Consider the following 19,679-nt stretch of genomic DNA (forward strand, 5'->3'; position numbering starts at 1 on the left):
ATCGCGGTCTTGTCGAAGGGAGTCGTATGAGTCTGCTACCTGACGCGGTTTGCTGGCACGAAGGCATGCAATTGCTGCCGCAGCATTTTCAGTTGCAAGGGCTGCGGGCTGAAGCCTTGGGCGCGCATCTGGCGCAGGCATGCAATCCGTGGTTCTGGGGCGTCAGCCACATGGAATTCGACCCGTCGGCACTCAGCGCCGGCGTAGTGCGCGTGTTATCGCTGCAGGGCACCATGCCTGATGGTCTGCCGGTGGATTTGCAGGCCGGGGTCGGGCCGACACTGGAGCTGGATGTCAGTGCGGCGATCGATGCCAGCGACGACGCTACCGTCACTGTGTACCTGGCGATCAGTCCGCTGTGGCGTGCCGGCCAGTTGCTGCCGCTCAAGGGCCGCTTGCAGTCGGTGCTCGGCGAGGCGCTGCCGGATCTCACCAGCGGCGAATTCCCTGAATCGATTACCGTGTGGCGCCCCAACCCACGCTTGTGCACGCAGCAGAACAAGGCCGATTCGATCTGTTTGCCGCTGTTGAAAATCCGCAAGGAGGGCGGCGGTTTCCTGCCGCTGGCTTACACACCACCGACGCCAATCGTGCTGCCGGAATCTGCACTCGGTCGACGCATCGCCGGGCTCTGCGCGCGGGCGCGGGAGAAATGCCTGTTCCTCGGTGGTCGCTTGCGTCAGGCACAACAGGCCGGCAATCAGGACGATGCACTGGAAATCCGCCGCCAGTTGACCGCGCTGTGGGCACGCTTGCCGGAAGTCGAAGGCACGCTCAGTAGTCGCATCGCCCAGCCGCAAACGCTCTATGTGCAACTGTTGGGCGTGGCCGGCGCGTGGTCAGCGCTTGATCCGCTGGCCGGCGTGCCGGCGTTCGCACCGCTGGACTTTGTCGAGTTGCAGCACGGTTATGACGCCGTCCTGCAATGGCTGGAAACCACCCTCGAACTGATCCGCGCCGGCTATCGCAGCTTGCCGTTCGAACGTGGCGAGCAGAGTTTTTCCATTCAACTGCCTGATGAACAACCGAGCCAGCGCCTGGTCATCGGCCTGCGCATGCCCAACGGCGCCAGTGAACAAGCGGCGATTGACTGGTTGCGCAGCGCGATCATCGCGTCGGCACCGCACATTGCCTTGCTCAGTCGGCAGCGCATGAGCGGTTTGAGCCATCAAGTGATGAGCCGCAGCGAGCAGGTGGCGTATAGCGTCGGCGAAGATACGCGGCTGTTTGTGATCAGCGCCGAAGGTGCCTGGTTTGACGCGCAACTGCCGCTGATGATCGCCGCCCCGGCTGCGAAGCTGACCAGCAGCCCGTGGCAAGTAGTGCTGTTTATTGCCCAGAACAGTGAAAGTGCCTGATCACACAAGGAACGCCGTATGTCGCAAGGAAGTGCCGCAAGCCTTGGGTTGCAGGACGCACCGTTGAGCAGCGCGTTCCGCGAGGCATGGCAGCAATGGCAACACGACTGGGTGCATCTGCCCAAGGACAGTGAGGACGAAACAGCGCTGGTCGAGACCGTGGTCGAGCTGTCGACGCAGGCGTCGCAACGGTTATGGCGCACGGCGTATTCACGGGTCGGCGATTCGGCGACCGAGCAGGTCAAGGCGCTGGTTTACGCCTTCGTCGCCTTGATCGATGAAACCCTGTTGTTCGAGCCATGGCCGGGGCAGGCGGCGTGGCAGGACAAACCACTGGAGTCGCGGCTGTACGCCAGTCGTCAGGCGGGCGAGCAGGTGCCGGCGGCGATTCAAAGTCTGCTCGATGACCAGCAACCGATCACTCGCGATCTGGCCAACGTCTATTTGCAATGTCTGATTCTGGGTTTCCATGGCCGCCTGCGCGGTGAACACAGCCTCGCGCAATTGGCCAAGTGGCGGTTGGCGCTGTTCAATTTTGCCTGGCAGGACGAAGCCACGTATGACGATGTCAGTCGGCGTCTGGTGCAGCCGTCGCTGGCGACCCCCTTGCAGTTGCCGGTGCGCACGGCGCTGCCGGACGGCTTTCGCCTGGCCTTGGGGATTCTGGCGATGCTGCTGTTGCTGACGGGTCTGGGCCATTGGTTGTGGCGCGATATCGCCGAGGAGTTGCAACCGATATTGCAAACCAGCGATGTGGTCGCCGCACCGGAGCAAGGCTCATGAGCCCGCTGACGATTGTTGCGTGGGTGGTTGCGCTGTTACTGCTGCTGGTGATCATCGCCGTGGCGGTGTGGTGGTTGCGCACCCAGAGCGGCGCGGCGATCCGTAGTTTTTATGCGTCGGTGCGCCACATGGAGCAGGAGCAGGGCAGTCAGGATCGTTATCAGATGCCGTGGCTGCTGATGCTCGGCGATGAAACCCAGGGCACGCAACTGGTCAGCGAATGGCGCTTGCAGCCGACCGACAAACCCGCCTGGTTCGGCCGCTGGTGGTCAGACCCCGAAGGCGCGGTGCTGGTGGTGCCGCAGGCGCTGTTTCTGCCGGATGACGGCATGCACCTGCAACGCGGCGGCTGGTGGCGCCTGCTCGGGCTGATCCTGCGGTTGCGCAGCAAACGGCCACTGGACGCGGTGATCTGGACGGTGCCGGCCAGTCGCCTGAGCAATCTGGAGCAGGCCACCAGTCTTGGCCTGGCCGCGCGCCGACGTTTCATCGACTTGCTGCAACGCTTCGGCCTGAGCGTGCCGGTGTACGTGATTGTCACCGGCCTGGAAGATTTGCCGGGGTTTCAGGAGTTGATCGGCGCGCTGCCGGAAGAGGCGCGCGAACGCACCTTGGGCTGGTCGTCACCGTACCCGCGTGACGCCGTCTGGCAGGGGCAATGGAGTGATCAGGCGCTGGATCGCCTGCACCGGGCGGTGGCCGAAGCGGTGATCGAAATCGGCACCCTTTGCGGGCAATTGAGTGCGGATCTGTACGCTTTGCCTGATCGCTTGGAGACATTGCGGCGTGGTTTGCAGAATGTTCTCGAACCGGTTTTTCAGGGCAATGCACAGGGCGAAGCACCGTGCTTTCGTGGTGTGTATTTCACCGCCAACATTGCCGGGGACGATGCGCAGGATGGTTTCTCCGCCGACGACAGCGGTCTGCAGCGCAGCGCGTTTGCGCGACAGTTATGGCGGCAGCGATTGGTCGGGGAACGCGGATTGGCGCAGAGCGTGCCGCGCCTGCTGCGTCTGCGCCAGCGTTGGCAACGGCTGACCGCCGGCGTTGCCCTGGTGGTCGGGGTGGTCTGGGCGGTGGCGATGGTCTGGGTCTGGCATGTCTCGGTCAGGGACGCGCACGAGCTGGCGCGGCAGATGCAAAACGCACAGAAAAGCTACGTGGCGGTCACCGATGAGGCGCATCGCATCGAGCCGACCCGGCGCAACGTCCAGTCGTTCTGGCGGGTGCTGGAGAAGGCGCCGCACTGGAACTATGTCTCGCTGGTGTTCCCGACCTCGTGGTTTTCTTCGCTCGACACGCAACTGGAGCAAGAGGTCTTCCAGTCGACCCAACGGCATATTCTCTTGCCTCTGCATCAATTGCTGAGCGCCGATCTGGCAACCATCAAGACGATCCGCAGCACCGACCGACGCAGCAGCGTCGAGAGCGAAGACCCGGCGCAATGGCAGAATTATCAAAAAGCCAACGATCTGGTCGATCGCGCGTTGCGGCTGGAGCAGCAGAACCAATTGTTCAATCAGGTGCAGACCGATCAGCACGCGCCGCTGGATGATCTGGTGCAGTTGAGCAACAGCGCGCTGTCGCTGAACCTCAACAGCGCGACCTTGCCCTACGCGCCGTTCTACAATCGATTGCTCGTGGCCGGCGACAGCAACGGCGACAATTTGCAGGCACTCGACCTGAGCGTCGACCGTCCGCAGATCGTCAGCAACTTTTCCGGGCTGATGCAGCGCTGGCTCGATCAGTACTTTCTCGCCGACAACTTTGTCAGCCGCGCCGGTTACCTGAAACTGCACCTGAATCAACTGCAGGCCGGCAGCGGCAATAGCCTGCGCGAACTGGAAGACCTGGGCGCGCTGATCGACGACCTGCAAGCGGCGATTGCCCTGACCAATTCCACTTGGAGTCGCGGCAAGGGCCAGGAACTGGTGCCGGGCTATCGCGATTTCATCGACAAGGTGCGCAAGAGTTCGTTGTTGGGGCAGCAGGTCGGGCAAGACCTCGACACTCAGGCGGCACAGTTGCAGCAGAGCTTTCGCGATCAATGGATCGCCCAGGTCGGTTCGCGGGACAATTTGCTGGTGCAACAGGCCAGCGGGCAATTGGCGTTGCAGGAGCAAGTGGTGAAGCTGCATAACGCGATTCAGGGGTTATTCAAGCGTGATTTTGTCTCGGTGGCCCTGCGTGACAGCCAGGACAACGTCAATCTGCAAGGGCAGACCGTAGACGGCGATGACCTTAATGAGTCGCTGAAGTATTTCGCCGATTACAACAGTTACATCGCCGAAGAGCTGCCGCGCATACCGCCGGATTATCGCAGTGCGATGATGAAAACCGCCGAGAGCGCCGCCGCCCAGGCCATGTGGATGAGCCTCAAGGATCATAACGATCAGGCGCATCCCTATGCCGTGTTCAATGTGCGGGCCGAACAAGCCATGGATTTGCAAAAGGCCTTTGTCGAAGTCCATCGCACGGACCTGGCGACGCGCCTGCAAACCGCGCTTAACCGCCGCGCCATGGCGCAGATCATCAATGGTCTGGATGAAATCACCGCGCAACCGCTGTTCGGTGGACGCACTGAAATCAGCCAATGGAACGGCGCGAAAAACCTCGGCCTGCAATTGTTCGGTGCCAACGATGTGCAGGACCTCAAACTGAGTCTCAAGCAGCAGTTCAACACCATGCTCGGCATTATCGAGCGGCGAGCCACCTCGTTGCAGTGGCTGATGACGCAGCAGGCCAATCTGTCCGCGCTCGATTACGAACGCGTGACGCAGTTCAGTGCGCTCAACGACGAATTGCTCAAGTACAAGGAAGCCAATCCGGCCAGCTCGCCGGCGCAGATCGAGCAACTGGTCAGCCGCGATTTCGTCGAGATGGACACCGATACGTGCTTGCAGATGCTGCAGACCGCCAATCTGTCTGGCGGCCGCGGCACCCTGGCAATGCGCGCACTGGAGCTGCAACAGACGGCCATGCAGCGCTGCCAGTTGCTCCAGGTGCAACAAGCGGCGGCCGCGTGGAATGAACTGGCCAACTACTTCAATCAATACCTGGCGGATCGGTTTCCTTTTGCCAACGGTGTGCAGGCGCAGGATGCCGACCCGGCGCGGGTCCAGTATTTACTGGAACTGATCGACAAACGCTTGCCGGTGGCGCAGGCGGGACTGGCTTCCAATCAGACCCCGGAGCGGGTGGCGGCGGCAGACTTTCTCAATCGTCTGAAGCAGGCCAGTACGTGGCTGGCGCCGCTGTTCGTGCGCGACAAGAGCGGCATTCTCGGCGTCGAACTGGACGTGCGCTGGCGCACTGATCGCGATGACGAGAAGGGCGCTGATCAAGTGATCGCGGGCGGGCTGCTGGCCGGCAATCAACAGATCAATTATCCGGTGCCCGGCGAACAAGCCAATCTGCGCTGGATGGTCGGCCAGCCGATCCGCCTGACCCTGCGCTGGGCGCGCAACGGCAAGGAGCGCCCGGTCAACGATCCGCTGCAACCGAACCTGGTGGTGCGCGACCTCGAAGCCGGTTGGGAGTACGGCGGGCCTTGGTCGCTGCTGCGCATGATGCGCGCGCATTTCTCGGTGCAGCGTCAGCCGAGCATGGACTACACCGAGTTTCCGCTGGCCTTGCGTTTGCCGGTGACCGCGTCCAGCGACAGCGTCACCAGCGAATTCACGCGGATGTTCGTGCGCTTGTCGTTGATGAGTCAGGGCTCGAAATTGCCGCTGTCGATTGCACCGCTGCCCACCCGCGCACCGCGTTCGCCGTTTCAGGCGACCAGCAGCACCGCCGCCATTGAATCGCAGAAGGAGGGGTTGTGAGCCTGCCATCGACCACGTTGCCGGACTTGATTGAGCAATTGCTTGCGCCCATCAGCACGCAGGCGCCCTGTGGGGTCGATCTGCGTTACGAGCGCGAGTTCGACCAGTTGCGCGACCTGCGCCGAGAGGACGACGCCAGCCTGCCAACCGGTGTCTGGCAATCGACACTGAAGCGGGCCAACTGGTCGGAAGTCGAGAAGCTCACGACGCAGCTGTTGCTCGAACGCAGCAAGGACCTGATGCTCAGCGCCTGGCTCGGCGAAGCCTGGCTGCACTTGCAGGCGCTGGATGGATTGCCCGGCAGCCTGGCGCTGATCGCCGGATTGTGTGAGCGCTTTCCCGAGCATCTGCATCCGCAGGCCGAGGACGGCGATCAGTCATGGCGGGTGATTCCGCTGGAATGGCTGGTGCGTCGCTACAGTGAAATTTTGCTCACGCGCGTGCCGTTGTTCGGTACACGCAACAGCGATTTCGAGAGTTGTACGCTGGAAGTCTGGCGCCGTTTGCAGGTTCAGCAGGTGCAGGCCAATGACAGCAAGAAAGCCAAGAGTTCGGCGGAAACCGCGCGCAACGAACAGAAGAAACTCAACGATCAGGTGCGCGCAACGCCCTTGGCGTTCTGGCTGCGCACCCAGGGCAATCTGTTGTTGAGCCTGCAACACCTGCAACGGCTCGACACTTGGAGTGAAGCCTACCTGGGTGAACAGGGGCCAGGCGTGCGACCGCTGCAGGACATCATTCAAGCGCTGCTGACACTGGTTGAGGAATTCATCGCCATGCACCCACAGCAACCGGCTTCACCACCGCCACGGGTCGAGGTGCCTGCCGCTGCAGAGCAGCCTGAGAAAGCGACGCCGATCGCGCAGGTGTTTCGCGAACCGGCCAACCGCGAAGAGGCCTACCGGCAATTGCTGTTGATCGCTGAGTATCTGGCGCGCACCGAGCCTCACAGTCCCGTGCCGTATCTGATTCGGCGCGGGGTCGAGTGGGGCAACAAGCCGCTGAGCGAACTGCTCGGTGAATTGATCTCGGCCGATGCCGAATCGCGACGATTGTGGACGTTGCTCGGGGTGCTTTAGTGCACGCGCTGGTTGTTGAGTTTCGGCGGCAGCGCAATTGGCGTCAGCACCGGCTGACCGGAGAAAAACGCCGCGAGATTCTTGCCCACCAACTCGACCGTGCCTTGGGTGGCTTCCGGTGACAGACCCGCCACATGCGGGGTGAGCAGCACATTGCTCAGGGTTTTCAACGCATCGGGCACTTGCGGCTCATGGTCGAAGACGTCCAGCGCGGCGCCGGCAATTCTGCGCTGTTCAAGCGCGGTGATCAGGTCCGCCGTGGCAATCACGCTGGCGCGGGCGATGTTGACGATGAAACCTTTGGGGCCGAGTGCGTCGAGGACTGGGCGCGTCACCAGGTGCTGCGTGCCGATCCCGCCCGGCGTAGCGACGATGAGAAAGTCCGAGGCCCGCGCCAATTCGGTCGGCGTCGAGCAGAACGCGTAAGGCACGTCGCTGCGCAGCTGGCGGCTGTGATAGCTGATGTGCATGTCGAAACCCAGGTTCGCCCGTTTGGCAATCGCCATGCCCACCGCCCCCAACCCGAGAATCCCCAGGCGCTTGCCGGCCAGCGACGGGCGCATGATTTTCGGCCATTCGCCCCGACGCACCGCGGCATCGCACCGTGGAATGTCGCGCACCAACGCCAACAGCATCGCCATCGCGTGGTCAGCCACCGACGAGGCGTTGACCCCGGCGCCGTTGGTCACGGTGATCCCGCGATCGCTGGCCGCTTGCAGATCGACCTGCTCGTAACCGGCGCCGATCACCGTGATGATTTTCAACGCGGGCAGGGCGGCGATTTCCTCGGCAGTGAGGCCCAGCGGGCCACGGGTCAGCACCGCATCGATGCGCGCGCCGTGGGTGGCGATGGCTTGTGCCCGTTCAGCCGGTGTCGGCGCCAGAATCAGGTGAAAGCCCTGATGTTCGAGAATCGGCAAGTAATCATTGATGGTTTCAACCAGTACCAGAACGGTGGCGGGCATTGCGCGGCTCCTGTGATCGTCGCTGTGTCGGTCGCGAAAAGTCGTGTCAGAGTGCTGATTCCAGAGCGGTTTGGCAAGGGTGGCCGCTGCCCCGTATCAGCCAGTGTAGGAGCTGAAACGGGGCGCGCGCGGGCGCTTCGTCAGAACGTCACGTCGGCGCTGTTGATCAGCCGGGCGAACGCACCGCCGAGGGTTGCGTTGTGGTGGTCGATGATGGCTTGCGCGGGCAGCGCCGCAGTGTCCATGCAAGTGTGGGCGTCGGCCACCAGCAGCGGTTTGAAGCCCAGGTCGGCAGCGGCGCGGCAGGTGCTGTCGATGCAGAACTGGCTTTTCATGCCGACGATGTACAGGTCGTCGATCTGCGCGGCAGTGAGTTGCTGCGCCAGTTCAGTGCCGTGGAAGGCGTTGGGCCGGGATTTGTTGAAGAGGACATCGATTTCTGCGTCCAGGCCAAGTTCAGGCAGCAATTGCCAGAATGGACTGCCGGCAGCAATCGGCGAACCCTCCGGGCCGGTGTGGCGTACGGCGAAGACCATCACGTTTTGCAGGCGCGCTTTTTTGATCAACTGCTGGATGTTGGCGAGGCTGCGTTCGCCTTCGTGAGGTTTTTCCGGGCCATGGAACAGGCCGACCTGCATATCGATGATCAACATTGCTGCGGGCATGGTGTTTCTCCTTGGGTGCTGAAAATGCCGCACGGACGGGAGAAACAACAAGGCCCCGTCCATTGCTGGCGGGGCCTTGGGTTTGCTGCGCTGGATTTACCTCAGGCGCAAACACCACGACCCGCCGGTGGCGGTCGTGGTGGTACGGGTGAGGTGCAGCGCGCGAAGGTTCATGAGGCCGATCATGCTGTTTACGCCGTGCCGCTGTCAATTGGCGTATTGGGCGATGCCGTTGCCGAAGGACCAGTTCTCCTTTTTCACTTCTACCAGATTGATGAACACGTCTTCGAGGCGGATCGACAGTTGTGTGTTGAGGTTCTGCGCGATGGTTTGGTACAGGGCTTTCTTCTGCTCCAGCGTTCGGCCTTCGTTAAGGGTGATCTGGATGATCACCAGTTGGTCGGTACGCTGGATGCCGAGGTATTCGGGGTCGAAGATGAAGTGATTGGCGTCGTGCTCGTTGAGGATCTGGAAGTTGTCGTGGTCGGGGACGTTGATGGCTGTGCGCATGGCGGCGTAGATCTGCTCGCCGATGCGTTTGGCGAAGGTCGGATCGGGATGTTTTTTGATTTCGACGCGAACGAGGGGCATGGGTGGAAACTCCGTGGGGCAGGGGACTCATTCACGCTAGACCATTTGGACCAGATTTGAAGAGTCGGCTGTTCAACCGGACGCCATCGCTGGCAAGCCAGCTTCCACAGGTTTTTTGTGTCGCCCAGGATTATGGATCTACCCCCGAACGGTGTAGGAGTGAGCCTGCTCGCGATGACGTTGGTCCAGCCAATGAGGATGTTGACTGGGCTGGCCTCATCGCGAGCAGGCTCACTCCTACAGGGATTTGTTTTGAGCAGAGACAGGGGCAACAGTGATGGTCATTGTGGGAAAGGTGTCGGCATAGCTTGAATCGATGCCATCTGATCCACCGCCATCGCTGGCATGCCAGCTTCCACAGGTTTTTGCTGTCGCTGGGGATTATGGATCTACCCCCGAACCCTGTAGGAGTGAGCCTGCTCGCGATGGCGTTGGTTCAGCCAATGAGGATGTTGGCTGGGCTGGCCTCATCGCGAGCAGGCTCACTCCTACAGGGATTTGTTTGAGCAGAGACTGTGGCAACAGTGCTGATCATTGTGGGAAAGGCGTCGGCACAGCTTGAATCGATGTCATCTGACCCACCGCTATCGCTGGCAAGCAAGCTCCCACAGGTTTTTTCTGTCGCTCAGGATTATGGATCTACCCCCCGAACCCTGTAGGAGTGAGCCTGCTCGCGATGGCGTTGGTTCAGCCAATGAGGATGTCGGCTGGGCTGGCCTCATCGCGAGCAGCCAGCTTCCACAGGTTTTTTGTGTCGCCTAGGATTATGGATGTACCCCCGAATCCTGTGGGAGCTGGCTTGCCAGCGATGGGGCCGGCAGCCTTCAGCACCGTTCTTTTCGTGCAATACGTCAGACGATTCGCTGATGGTTGGCTATGGCAACGTCGTATGAGACGGCCTACCTGACTCTAGGACATTGCCTACAAAACCGCCGGATTCATCCGCTATCTGGCAGGTGATGAATACGAAACTATTGAGGGGCACAAAGCAAAAGGCAGTCAGTGCCAACAGCCAAGGAAGGCGCATGCTTCAGAATGATCGGGAAAATCTTGAACTCGAACGGCTGCAAAATGAAATACGCAAACTCGTTGTCGAGAGACTCAAGCTCATGGCGGAGGAACGCAAGTTCAAGCGAGAAAAATTCTGGTATCCCGTTGCCGTCGGTACCGGGGTGTTAACCGCGATTGCCGCAGTATTCAGCCTTTTGGCAAAGCTCTAACCAAACCCACAGAGGAGAATGATCATGACCCTGGAAGAACGCGTTGCCAGAATTGAACGTCTGTATCGAGAGGACGTTGAACTTGCCGAACGAGCGCAAGACCTTTCCCCAGCGGAAATTCGTTCCGAGCTGTTCAGGTTCAGCATGGGCGCATTATTTGCCTTGGTGGTGCTCACCCTCGGGACGATAGTGCTCCGTTCGCTTTGAAACGTGTCCTGAGCAGACCGGGAACAGAAACGGGTCTGAAAACGACATTTGACGTGCTCATTGCCGACAGCCATTTTCCCAAAAACGACATCCCGCCGATCTGATCCGTACAACCATTCCTCAGCTAAGTCTTTGCTTCTGCTGATTTATCGCGGAGAATCGCGCCCCTGTTTCGGCCGGAGCATGTCTGTCGGTTTTTTCCGACGCGTCCTGACCGAGTGGCAAGTGACCGGAATGCGGAGATCCGACCGGATGAATGATCAGGCCAAAAGCGTCGACCAGCGCTTTGAAGCAGCAGCACCAGCCGAGCTGTCGAGCTGGAATCGCCAGGACACCACCTGGATGTTGGGACTGTTTGGGACGGCCATCGGCGCCGGCACCCTGTTTTTGCCGATCAATGCGGGTCTGGGCGGCTTCTGGCCGCTGGTGATCCTCGCGCTGCTGGCGTTCCCGATGACGTTCTACGCTCACCGTGGCCTGACCCGTTTTGTGCTGTCCGGCCGCGAAGGCGCCGACATCACTGATGTGGTCGAAGAGCATTTCGGCATCAAGGCCGGTGCGCTGATCACGCTGCTGTATTTCTTCGCGATCTTCCCGATCCTGCTGATCTACAGCGTCGGCCTGACCAACACGGTCGCCAGTTTCCTCGAACACCAACTGCACATCACACCGCCGCCGCGCGTCTGGCTGTCGTTGGTGCTGATCCTCGGCCTGCTGGCCGTGGTGCGTTGCGGCGAGCAGGCGATCGTCAAGGCCATGAGCCTGATGGTTTATCCGTTTATCGTCGCGCTGCTGTTCCTTGCGGTGTACCTGATTCCGCACTGGAACGGCGGCATTCTCGCCACCGCTTCGCACGTGCCCGCACCGTCGGCGTTGCTGCACACGCTGTGGCTGGCGATTCCGGTGATGGTGTTCTCGTTCAACCACTCGCCGATCATCTCGGCGTTCGCGGTCGATCAGAAGCGTCGTTATGGCGTGCATGCCGAAGAGCGCAGCTCGCAGATCCTGTCCCGTGCCCACGCATTGATGGTGCTGATGGTGCTGTTCTTCGTATTCAGCTGCGTGTTGACCCTGTCGCCTGAGCAACTGGCGGAAGCGAAGGCGCAGAACCTGTCGATCCTGTCGTACCTGGCCAACCACTTCAGCAACCCGACCATCGCCTTCGCGGCGCCGTTGATTGCGTTTGTGGCGATCTCCAAATCCTTCCTCGGTCACTACATCGGTGCCAGCGAAGGCCTCAAAGGCCTGATCATCAAGAGCGGCAACCGCCCGAGCGCCAAGGCGCTGGACCGCATCGTGGCAGCGTTCATGCTGGTGGTGTGCTGGATCGTGGCAACGTGGAACCCGAGCATTCTGGGCATGATCGAGACCATCGGTGGCCCGGTGATCGCGGCGATTCTGTTCCTGATGCCGATGTACGCCATCCGTAAAGTGCCGGCAATGGCACGCTATCGTGGTCAGGCGTCCAACGTGTTTGTTACCGCGGTAGGCTTGGTGGCGATTTCGGCGCTGATTTATTCGCTGACGGCTTAAATAGCCAGATCTAAAGATCGCAGCCTGCGGCAGCCCCTACAGAGATAAAGGTAGGAGCTGCCGCAGGCTGCGATCTTTTTTTACATCCTCAACTCAGAACGTAATCGACCGGTTTCAGCGCCGGCGGCACCTCTGCCCCCAGTTCCGCAAGGACATCGCGCTCGATACTGCGCACCAGCGCATCGGTCGGAAGATCGTTTTCATCGCGGCCAAACGGGTCTTCCAGCTCATCGGCAATCGCATCCAGACCAAAAAACGTGTAGCTGACAATCGCCGTGAACAGCGGCGTCAGCCAGCCCAGCGGTTCGGCCATGGCGAACGGCAGCAGGATGCAGAACAGATAAATCGTCCGGTGCAGCAGCAAGGTGTAGGGGAAGGGCAACGGCGTATTCTTGATTCGTTCGCAGGTCGCCTGCGCCTGGGTGAGGCTGGTCAGATGGTTGGCCAGCAGCATGTAGCGCCACTCGCTCAGTTCACCGTTTTGATGCAAATCGGAACATTGCTGGCCGACCGTCTGCAGGATTCGCCCGCTGTAATCGGGCGTCTGCGCATCCGGTTTGGGCGTGATCCACGCGCTGCTGGCGTCGGCTTCGCTCTCTTTGCGCAGGTGTGCGTTGAGCGCATGGGCGAAACCGCACAGGTTGAGCAGCAACGGCTTGCGCTCGGCAGACTCACGGATGACGTGGGTTTCGCGGATCACCGAGCGAATGTGCACGATCACCTCGCCCCAGGCCTTGCGCGCTTCGTACCAGCGGTCATAACAGGCGTTGTTGCGAAAATTCATGAAGATCGACAGCGACAACCCCAGCAAAGTGAACGGCGTGGCGTTGACCTTGGTGAAGTTGCTCGGGTGCAGGATTTCGATCAGCACAATGGCCGAGGCCAGCAGGGTGACCATCAAGGTGCGCAGGGCGATGCGCTTGGCAATCGAGCCTTTGAGGGTGAAGAGAATGGCGAATTGGTTGACCTTGGGTCTGATGATCATGCTGTGCGGTTCCGATAGCCCATGGAAAATGGCGGTTCAGCCGCCGGTCATGTTCATGAAACGTACGACCTGGACGTCGTCGTTGACTTCGAAATTGTGCCGATAGGGCTTGAGTTTCATCGCCTCGATGATGGCTTTCTCCAACCGCTGCGGCTGCCCCGGATGCGCGCGCAACACGGCCTTCAAGTCCACCGAGTGCTCGTTACCCAGACACAGTAGCAGGCGACCCTCAACCGTCAGCCGCACGCGGTTGCAGGTGCCGCAAAAATTGTGGCTGTGCGGCGAGATGAAACCCAGACGAATATCCGGCGCCTCGGCCAGCCGCCAGTAGCGTGACGGGCCTTGAGTCGACTCGGCAGAGTCGATCAGGGTGTAGCGCTCGGCGATCTTTTCGCGCACCTGCGCACTGGAGAAAAACGACTCCGCACGGCTGTGTTCGCTGATGATCCCCAAGGGCATTTCCTCGATGAAGGAGACGTCCAGCTGGCGGTCGATCGCGAAGCTGACCAGGTCGTTGATCTCCTGATCGTTGCGCCCCTGCATCACCACGACATTGAGTTTAGTGCGGGTAAAACCGGCCTTGCGTGCGGCATCGATGCCGTTGATCACCTGCGCCAGATCGCCGGTGCGGGTCATCTGCTGGAAGCGCTGCGGGTCGAGGCTGTCGAGACTGATGTTCAGACGCTTGACCCCGGCATCGAACAGCGGCACCGCGAGTTTGCCCAGTTGCGAACCGTTGGTGGTCATGCACAGTTCACGCAGGCCGGGCAGGGCGGCGATTTGCTCGCACAGCTTGACCACGCCCGGACGGATCAGCGGCTCGCCGCCGGTGAGGCGAATCTTGCGGGTGCCCAGGGCAACAAAACTCTGCGCCAGTTGATAGATCTCCTCCAACGTCAGCACTTGCTGGCGTGGCAGAAACTGCATGTCTTCCGCCATGCAATAAACGCAGCGAAAGTCGCAGCGGTCGGTCACCGACATGCGCAGATAGTCGACGCGGCGGTTGTAACCATCGATCAAGACACGCTCTGACATGACAGCCTCGCAAGTATCAAAACAGCGGATGAAAAGGGTGAGTCAGCGCAGGTTATGAGTAACTTCTCAAGGCGTCCAATCACTGTTAATGACTGGCTGATTGATGCCGTCGATGATGAAATTATTTTCGCGAAAAATTGCTGATTTAGTTTCGCAAGGTACCGTAAATAAAGGGTTTTTCTGCGTGATAGATGTTTTCGATAGTGCAGTCATTAATAGCGATTAGACAATAATTTGTATCGGTTCATATCCTTGCCCCGGCAAATCAAACGACGACTTTTTTACCCTTGAAAGTCGGCCGTCGTTGTTTAACCGAATCAGGTTTATACCTGTGTGCATCGTCATGGAGAGTCCCATGTCACAAGTCGACCGTTACAAACCCTACAAAGGCGCCGCTGCCGGTTGGGGCGCTGTCATCAGCCTGACCAAATCCTGGCTGGGCAGCGAAAACGCCCTGAAAAACATCCGCGCCATGCTCAAGACCAACCAGAACGGCGGCTTCGACTGCCCGGGCTGCGCCTGGGGTGAGGCGCCGGGGGCGAGCATGTTGAAGTTCTGCGAGAACGGCGCCAAAGCGGTGAACTGGGAAGCGACCGGGCGTTTGGTCGATCCGGCATTCTTCAACAAGTACACGGTGTCGAGCCTGGCCGAGCAGAGCGACTACTGGCTGGAATATCAGGGCCGCCTGACCCATCCGATGCGCTACGACGCGCGGGTCGACCGCTATGTGGAAATCAGCTGGGAGGACGCTTTCGCACTGATCGCCGACCACCTGAAAAATCTGAAATCGCCTCATGAGGCTGAGTTCTACACCTCGGGCCGTGCCAGCAACGAAGCGGCGTTTCTCTATCAATTGTTCGTCCGGGCGTTTGGCACCAACAACTTCCCCGACTGCTCGAACATGTGCCACGAGGCCAGTGCGGTGAGCATGAACGAGACCTTGGGCGTCGGCAAAGGCACCGTGGTCTACGAGGATCTGCACCACGCCGATGCAATCTTCGTCATCGGTCAGAACCCCGGCACCAACCACCCGCGCATGCTCGAACCGCTGCGTGAAGCGGTGAAGCGCGGCGCTCAGGTGGTGTGCATCAACCCGCTGAAAGAGCGTGGCCTGGAGCGTTTCCAGAACCCGCAAAACCCGCTGGAAATGCTCAGCAACGGCTGGGAAGCGACCAACACCGCGTACTTCCGCCCGGCGCTGGGTGGCGACATGGCGATGATTCGCGGCATGGTCAAATTCCTTCTGCAGTGGGAGCGCGAAGCGCAGGCGACTGGCGGCGAACCGGTGTTCGATCACGCGTTCATTGCCGAGCACACCACGGGGCTGGACAGCTATCTGGCGGAAGTCGAGGCGACCACTTGGGAGCATATTCTCGAACAATCCGGCGTGCCGTTGCATGACATCGAACTGGCCGCGCGCATGTATGGCCGCGCCAAAAGCGTGATCATGTGCTGGGCCATGGGCCTGACCCAGCACGTGCATTCGGTGGCGACCTTGCAGGAAGTCATCAACCTGCAACTGCTGCGCGGCAACGTCGGCCGTCCGGGCGCCGGGCTTTCCCCTGTGCGCGGGCACAGCAACGTGCAGGGCGACCGCACCATGGGCATCAACGAACTGGCGCCGGCAGACTTGATGGACGCGCTGGAAAAACGCTTCAACTTCGACGTGCCACGCATGCACGGGCACAACACGGTGATGGCGATCGGCGCCATGGAACGTGGCGAAGCCAAGGTGTTCATCGGTCTGGGCGGCAACTTTGCCCAAGCCACGCCGGACACCCCGCGCACCCACGCCGCCATGCGCAAACTCGACCTGACGGTGCACATCGCCACCAAGCTCAACCGCAGCCACTTGGTCACCGGTCACGACGCGTTGATCCTGCCATGCCTGGGGCGTACCGACATCGATATCCAGGCCGAAGGTCCGCAAGGGGTGACCGTCGAAGACACGTTCAGCATGGTGCACTTGTCGTTCGGTCAGTTGAAACCGAAGTCGGCGCACTTGAAGTCCGAGCCGGCGATCATTGCCGGGATCGCCGCCGCGACGCTGGGCAAGCATCCGATCGACTGGGAATGGGTGGTGGGCGACTACGGGCGCATCCGCAACCTGATTGCCGATGTGATTCCGGGCTTCGAAAACTTCAATGAAAAACTGTTGATTCCGGGTGGCTTCCACCTCGGCAACGACGCCTCGGATCGAGTCTGGAACACCGCCAGCGGCAAGGCCCAGTTCACTCCGTGCGTGCTGCCGGAACACCTGATCAGCGAAGGCGTGCGCAACCTGCCGGTCAAGCCGCATCTGATCCTGCAGACCATGCGTTCCCACGATCAGTACAACACCACGCTGTACGGCCTCGATGATCGGTATCGCGGGGTTTACGGCATGCGCGACGTGATCTTCGCCAACGAGCAGGACATTCAGCGCCTGGGTTTCGAACCGGGGCAGAAGGTTGATCTGGTGGCGCTGTGGGACGACGAACGCGAGCGTCGGGTCAGCGGTTTTACCCTGATCGCCTACGACATTCCGGCAGGGCAGGCGGCTGCGTACTACCCGGAGACCAACCCGTTGGTGCCGCTGGAAAGCTATGGCGAGCGGACGTACACGCCGACTTCCAAGTTCGTGGCGATCCGCCTCGAAGCCGCTAAGGTCAGCAACCTGATCCCGTCGTCGGCGGCGTAACCCGCAACCCATAAAAACACTGGCAATTTGACTGGCTGCAGGCGTTCGCGCCTGGCGGTGGCCCGGGTTCGTGCTGCCGCTTTTCAGCCTGGATGAGGACATCATCATGTTTAACCTGGAGGCACTGGACCTGGCGCGCATTCAATTCGCGTTCACGGTTTCGTTCCACATTATTTTCCCGGCGATCACAATTGGCCTGGCGAGTTTCCTCGCGGTACTCGAAGGCCTGTGGCTGAAAACCCGTAACGACACCTACCGCGATCTTTACCATTTCTGGTCGAAGATTTTCGCGGTCAACTTCGGCATGGGCGTGGTCTCGGGGCTGGTCATGGCGTACCAGTTCGGCACCAACTGGAGCGGCTTTTCGGATTTCGCCGGGAGCATCACCGGGCCGCTATTGACCTATGAAGTGCTGACCGCATTCTTTCTTGAGGCGGGGTTCCTCGGGGTGATGCTGTTCGGCTGGAACCGCGTCGGCCGTGGCTTGCACTTCTTCGCCACAGTGATGGTGGCGATCGGTACGCTGATTTCGACCTTCTGGATTCTGGCGTCCAACAGCTGGATGCAAACGCCGCAGGGCTTCGAAATCGTCGATGGCCGAGTGATGCCGCTGGATTGGCTGGCCATCGTCTTCAACCCGTCATTCCCGTTCCGTCTGGCGCACATGGCGATTGCCGCGTTCGTGGCGACATCGTTTTTTGTCGGTGCGTCCGCTGCCTGGCATTTGCTGCGCGGTAACAACACCGCGCCGGTGCGCAAGATGTTTTCCATGGCGTTGTGGATGGCGTTAATCGTTGCGCCGATTCAAGCGGTGGTCGGTGACGCCCACGGTTTGAACACGCTGGAGCATCAACCGGCGAAGATCGCGGCCATCGAAGGCCACTGGGAAAACGCCGACAACGGCCCGACGCCGCTGGTGCTGTTTGGTATCCCGGACATGGCGGCGGAGAAGACCAGATACGCGCTGGAAATCCCCTACCTGGGCAGCCTGATCCTCACTCACAGCCTCGACAAGCAGATCCCGGCGCTGAAGAGTTTCCCGAAAGAAGACCGCCCGAACTCGACCGTGATCTTCTGGAGCTTTCGCGTGATGGCCGGGCTGGGGATGTTGATGATCCTCGTTGGTTTGCTGGGGTTGGCGCTGCGTCGTGGCGGCAAGCTTTACGGTCATCGCGGCTTTCAGCGACTGGTGTTGGTGATGGGGCCGAGCGGCTTGATTGCGCTGCTGGCCGGTTGGATTACCACAGAAGTCGGGCGTCAGCCGTGGGTGGTTTATGGCTTGCTGCGTACTCACGATGCCGCCTCGCATCACTCGGTGGCGCAGATGAGCACATCGCTGGCGCTGTTCGTGGTGATCTATTTCACGGTGTTCACCGTGGGCATCGGCTACATGATGAAACTGGTGAAAAAAGGCCCGCAGCCGCACCACGAACATCCGCCTGAAGGCGACCAGACACAGACACCGCGTCGACCGCTTTCGGCCGCGAACACTCCCCTCGAATCCACGACCTCGGTCCACTGATAAAGGAGCATTGAGTCATGGGTATTCAAGGTATCGATCTCTCGTTGATCTGGGGCGTCATCATCGCCTTCGGGGTGATGATGTACGTGATCATGGACGGTTTCGATCTGGGCCTCGGGATCCTGTTTCCGCTGATCCCGGACGAGCAGGAACGCGATGTGATGATGAACACCGTCGCGCCGGTCTGGGACGGTAACGAAACGTGGCTGGTGCTCGGTGGCGCGGCATTGTACGGCGCGTTTCCGCTGGCGTACGGGGTGATTCTGGAGGCGCTGTACCTGCCGCTGATCTTCATGCTCTGCGGGCTGATTTTTCGCGGTGTGGCGTTCGAGTTCCGCTTCAAGTCTTCGCCGCAGAAACGCCACTGGTGGGACAAGGCGTTCATCGGCGGCTCGCTGCTGGTGACGTTCTCGCAGGGCGTGGCGATCGGCGCGTACGTGGCCGGGATTCCGGTGCTCAATCGGCAGTTTGCCGGTGGCGGTCTCGATTGGCTGGCGCCGTTCCCGCTGGTGTGTGGCGTTGGCCTGGTGGTGGCGTATGCGTTGCTCGGCAGCACCTGGTTGCTGGTCAAGACTGAAGGCATGCTCGAATCGCGGATGCGTCATTACACACGTCCGCTGGCCTGGTTGCTGATGGCGATGGTAGGGGTGATTGGCGTGTGGACGCTGCAACTGCATCCGGAGCTTGCGACGCGCTGGTCGACCCACGGCCATCTGCAAGTGTTTGCCGGGTTGGTGGTGTTGGCGCTGCTGGCGGTGTTCGGCTTACTGCGCTCGTTGCGGCAGCGTCATACGCACTGGCCGTTCGTGTTCACCCTGGTGCTGATGTTCCTCGGTTACATCGGTCTGGCGCTGAGCATCTGGCCGAATATCATCCCTCCGTCGGTGAGCATCTGGGCCGCAGCGTCACCGCCATCGAGCCAGTTGTTCGCGTTGATCGGCGCGCTGTTCATCCTGCCGGTGATCCTGATGTACACCTTCTGGAGCTACTACGTATTCCGCGGCAAAGTGAGGATTGGCGATGGCTACCATTGATTCGCGTGAAGTGAAAACCAGCCGCTGGTACAAGCGTCTGGGCTGGCTGTTGTTGATCTGGTTTGGCAGCGTGGCGTCGCTGGCGATTGTCGCAAGCCTGCTGAAACTGGCGATGTACGCGGCGGGAATGAGAACCCACTGATAATAAAAAAACCGGAGCCTGGCTCCGGTTTTTTATGGCCAGCAGTTTCTCTG

At 60.5% G+C, this 19,679-nt stretch carries 16 protein-coding genes; 11 read left to right on the forward strand and 5 right to left on the reverse strand.

The genetic code is table 11. The annotated features are described in order from the left end of the window. Positions 1 to 26 precede the first annotated feature (26 nt). The 4 genes from tssK to tssA are packed head-to-tail and all read left to right on the forward strand — an operon-like array spanning position 27 to position 7,047. Positions 27 to 1,358 carry a type VI secretion system baseplate subunit TssK gene (gene tssK / locus ACZZ0B_RS08775; protein WP_463544885.1) on the forward strand — a complete coding sequence of 444 codons (1,332 nt, stop codon included), beginning with the start codon at positions 27 to 29 and terminating at the stop codon, positions 1,356 to 1,358. Positions 1,359 to 1,376: 18 nt separating this feature from the next. Continuing rightward, entirely contained in the window at positions 1,377 to 2,141 is a 765-nt protein-coding gene (locus ACZZ0B_RS08780; RefSeq protein WP_463544886.1) for a DotU/TssL family secretion system protein, read from the forward strand. Beyond that, on the forward strand, positions 2,138 to 5,968 hold the full coding sequence (locus ACZZ0B_RS08785; protein WP_463544887.1) for a type VI secretion system protein: 3,831 nt from the start codon (positions 2,138 to 2,140) through the stop codon (positions 5,966 to 5,968). The genes ACZZ0B_RS08780 and ACZZ0B_RS08785 overlap by 4 nt, the downstream gene beginning before the upstream one ends. After that, complete coding sequence (gene tssA / locus ACZZ0B_RS08790) at positions 5,965 to 7,047, forward strand: type VI secretion system protein TssA (protein ID WP_463544888.1); 1,083 nt, start codon at positions 5,965 to 5,967, stop codon at positions 7,045 to 7,047. Before ACZZ0B_RS08785 ends, tssA begins: the two co-directional genes overlap by 4 nt. Here the strand turns inward: tssA and ACZZ0B_RS08795 are convergent. The 3 genes from ACZZ0B_RS08795 to ACZZ0B_RS08805 all read right to left on the reverse strand — a co-directional run bounded on the left by ACZZ0B_RS08795 (position 7,044) and on the right by ACZZ0B_RS08805 (position 9,268). Further along, entirely contained in the window at positions 7,044 to 8,012 is a 969-nt protein-coding gene (locus tag ACZZ0B_RS08795) for a 2-hydroxyacid dehydrogenase (protein WP_008083953.1), read from the reverse strand. The two genes, tssA and ACZZ0B_RS08795, sit on opposite strands and share 4 nt — an antisense overlap. Before the next feature lie 140 nt (positions 8,013 to 8,152). Further along, a complete protein-coding gene (locus tag ACZZ0B_RS08800) occupies positions 8,153 to 8,677 on the reverse strand; it encodes a cysteine hydrolase family protein (RefSeq protein ID WP_463544889.1) in 525 nt (174 codons plus the stop codon). Between the two features lie 207 nt (positions 8,678 to 8,884). After that, positions 8,885 to 9,268, reverse strand: a complete 384-nt coding sequence (locus ACZZ0B_RS08805) for a tautomerase family protein (protein ID WP_440095590.1) — start codon at positions 9,266 to 9,268, stop codon at positions 8,885 to 8,887. 1,025 nt (positions 9,269 to 10,293) lie between these two features. Between ACZZ0B_RS08805 and ACZZ0B_RS08810 the strand changes: the two genes are divergently transcribed. The 3 genes from ACZZ0B_RS08810 (at position 10,294) to ACZZ0B_RS08820 (ending at position 12,228) form a co-directional block, all read left to right on the forward strand. Continuing rightward, positions 10,294 to 10,488 (forward strand): hypothetical protein, encoded by a 195-nt coding sequence (locus tag ACZZ0B_RS08810; RefSeq protein ID WP_463544890.1) that lies wholly within the window; start codon positions 10,294 to 10,296, stop codon positions 10,486 to 10,488. Between the two features lie 24 nt (positions 10,489 to 10,512). Continuing rightward, positions 10,513 to 10,695 carry a hypothetical protein gene (locus ACZZ0B_RS08815; RefSeq protein ID WP_008085737.1) on the forward strand — a complete coding sequence of 61 codons (183 nt, stop codon included), beginning with the start codon at positions 10,513 to 10,515 and terminating at the stop codon, positions 10,693 to 10,695. Between the two features lie 252 nt (positions 10,696 to 10,947). Next, positions 10,948 to 12,228 (forward strand): serine/threonine transporter, encoded by a 1,281-nt coding sequence (locus tag ACZZ0B_RS08820; protein WP_008085734.1) that lies wholly within the window; start codon positions 10,948 to 10,950, stop codon positions 12,226 to 12,228. Between the two features lie 88 nt (positions 12,229 to 12,316). Here ACZZ0B_RS08820 and ACZZ0B_RS08825 read toward each other — a convergent pair whose 3' ends face one another. Continuing rightward, on the reverse strand, positions 12,317 to 13,213 hold the full coding sequence (locus ACZZ0B_RS08825) for a bestrophin family protein (protein WP_463544891.1): 897 nt from the start codon (positions 13,211 to 13,213) through the stop codon (positions 12,317 to 12,319). A gap of 36 nt (positions 13,214 to 13,249) precedes the next feature. Next, on the reverse strand, positions 13,250 to 14,248 hold the full coding sequence (gene moaA / locus ACZZ0B_RS08830; protein WP_008085731.1) for a GTP 3',8-cyclase MoaA: 999 nt from the start codon (positions 14,246 to 14,248) through the stop codon (positions 13,250 to 13,252). A gap of 355 nt (positions 14,249 to 14,603) precedes the next feature. Between moaA and ACZZ0B_RS08835 the strand changes: the two genes are divergently transcribed. The 4 genes from ACZZ0B_RS08835 (at position 14,604) to ACZZ0B_RS08850 (ending at position 19,626) form a co-directional block, all read left to right on the forward strand. After that, the gene (locus tag ACZZ0B_RS08835; RefSeq protein WP_463544892.1) at positions 14,604 to 16,928 is read left to right on the forward strand and encodes an FdhF/YdeP family oxidoreductase; all 2,325 of its coding nucleotides are present in this window, start codon (positions 14,604 to 14,606) and stop codon (positions 16,926 to 16,928) included. A gap of 106 nt (positions 16,929 to 17,034) precedes the next feature. Then, a complete protein-coding gene (locus ACZZ0B_RS08840) occupies positions 17,035 to 18,450 on the forward strand; it encodes a cytochrome ubiquinol oxidase subunit I (protein WP_463544893.1) in 1,416 nt (471 codons plus the stop codon). 17 nt (positions 18,451 to 18,467) lie between these two features. After that, positions 18,468 to 19,484, forward strand: a complete 1,017-nt coding sequence (cydB, locus tag ACZZ0B_RS08845) for a cytochrome d ubiquinol oxidase subunit II (protein ID WP_463544894.1) — start codon at positions 18,468 to 18,470, stop codon at positions 19,482 to 19,484. After that, complete coding sequence (locus ACZZ0B_RS08850) at positions 19,471 to 19,626, forward strand: DUF2474 domain-containing protein (RefSeq protein WP_463544895.1); 156 nt, start codon at positions 19,471 to 19,473, stop codon at positions 19,624 to 19,626. The genes cydB and ACZZ0B_RS08850 overlap by 14 nt, the downstream gene beginning before the upstream one ends. The last annotated feature ends 53 nt before the right edge of the window (positions 19,627 to 19,679 follow it).

Source organism: Pseudomonas sp. AC247, assembly GCF_979258015.1.

Bases quoted from the DNA above. Each gene is read 5' to 3' on its own strand.
- ACZZ0B_RS08785 (WP_463544887.1), top strand. From the start codon at position 2,138: ATGAGCCCGCTGACGATTGTTGCGTGGGTGGTTGCGCTGTTACTGCTG.
- moaA (WP_008085731.1), bottom strand. From the start codon at position 14,248: ATGTCAGAGCGTGTCTTGATCGATGGTTACAACCGCCGCGTCGACTAT.
- ACZZ0B_RS08825 (WP_463544891.1), bottom strand. From the start codon at position 13,213: ATGATCATCAGACCCAAGGTCAACCAATTCGCCATTCTCTTCACCCTC.
- ACZZ0B_RS08810 (WP_463544890.1), top strand. From the start codon at position 10,294: ATGCTTCAGAATGATCGGGAAAATCTTGAACTCGAACGGCTGCAAAAT.
- ACZZ0B_RS08795 (WP_008083953.1), bottom strand. From the start codon at position 8,012: ATGCCCGCCACCGTTCTGGTACTGGTTGAAACCATCAATGATTACTTG.
- ACZZ0B_RS08815 (WP_008085737.1), top strand. From the start codon at position 10,513: ATGACCCTGGAAGAACGCGTTGCCAGAATTGAACGTCTGTATCGAGAG.
- tssK (WP_463544885.1), top strand. From the start codon at position 27: ATGAGTCTGCTACCTGACGCGGTTTGCTGGCACGAAGGCATGCAATTG.
- ACZZ0B_RS08805 (WP_440095590.1), bottom strand. From the start codon at position 9,268: ATGCCCCTCGTTCGCGTCGAAATCAAAAAACATCCCGATCCGACCTTC.
- ACZZ0B_RS08840 (WP_463544893.1), top strand. From the start codon at position 17,035: ATGTTTAACCTGGAGGCACTGGACCTGGCGCGCATTCAATTCGCGTTC.
- ACZZ0B_RS08780 (WP_463544886.1), top strand. From the start codon at position 1,377: ATGTCGCAAGGAAGTGCCGCAAGCCTTGGGTTGCAGGACGCACCGTTG.
- cydB (WP_463544894.1), top strand. From the start codon at position 18,468: ATGGGTATTCAAGGTATCGATCTCTCGTTGATCTGGGGCGTCATCATC.
- ACZZ0B_RS08850 (WP_463544895.1), top strand. From the start codon at position 19,471: ATGGCTACCATTGATTCGCGTGAAGTGAAAACCAGCCGCTGGTACAAG.
- ACZZ0B_RS08800 (WP_463544889.1), bottom strand. From the start codon at position 8,677: ATGCCCGCAGCAATGTTGATCATCGATATGCAGGTCGGCCTGTTCCAT.
- ACZZ0B_RS08820 (WP_008085734.1), top strand. From the start codon at position 10,948: ATGAATGATCAGGCCAAAAGCGTCGACCAGCGCTTTGAAGCAGCAGCA.
- ACZZ0B_RS08835 (WP_463544892.1), top strand. From the start codon at position 14,604: ATGTCACAAGTCGACCGTTACAAACCCTACAAAGGCGCCGCTGCCGGT.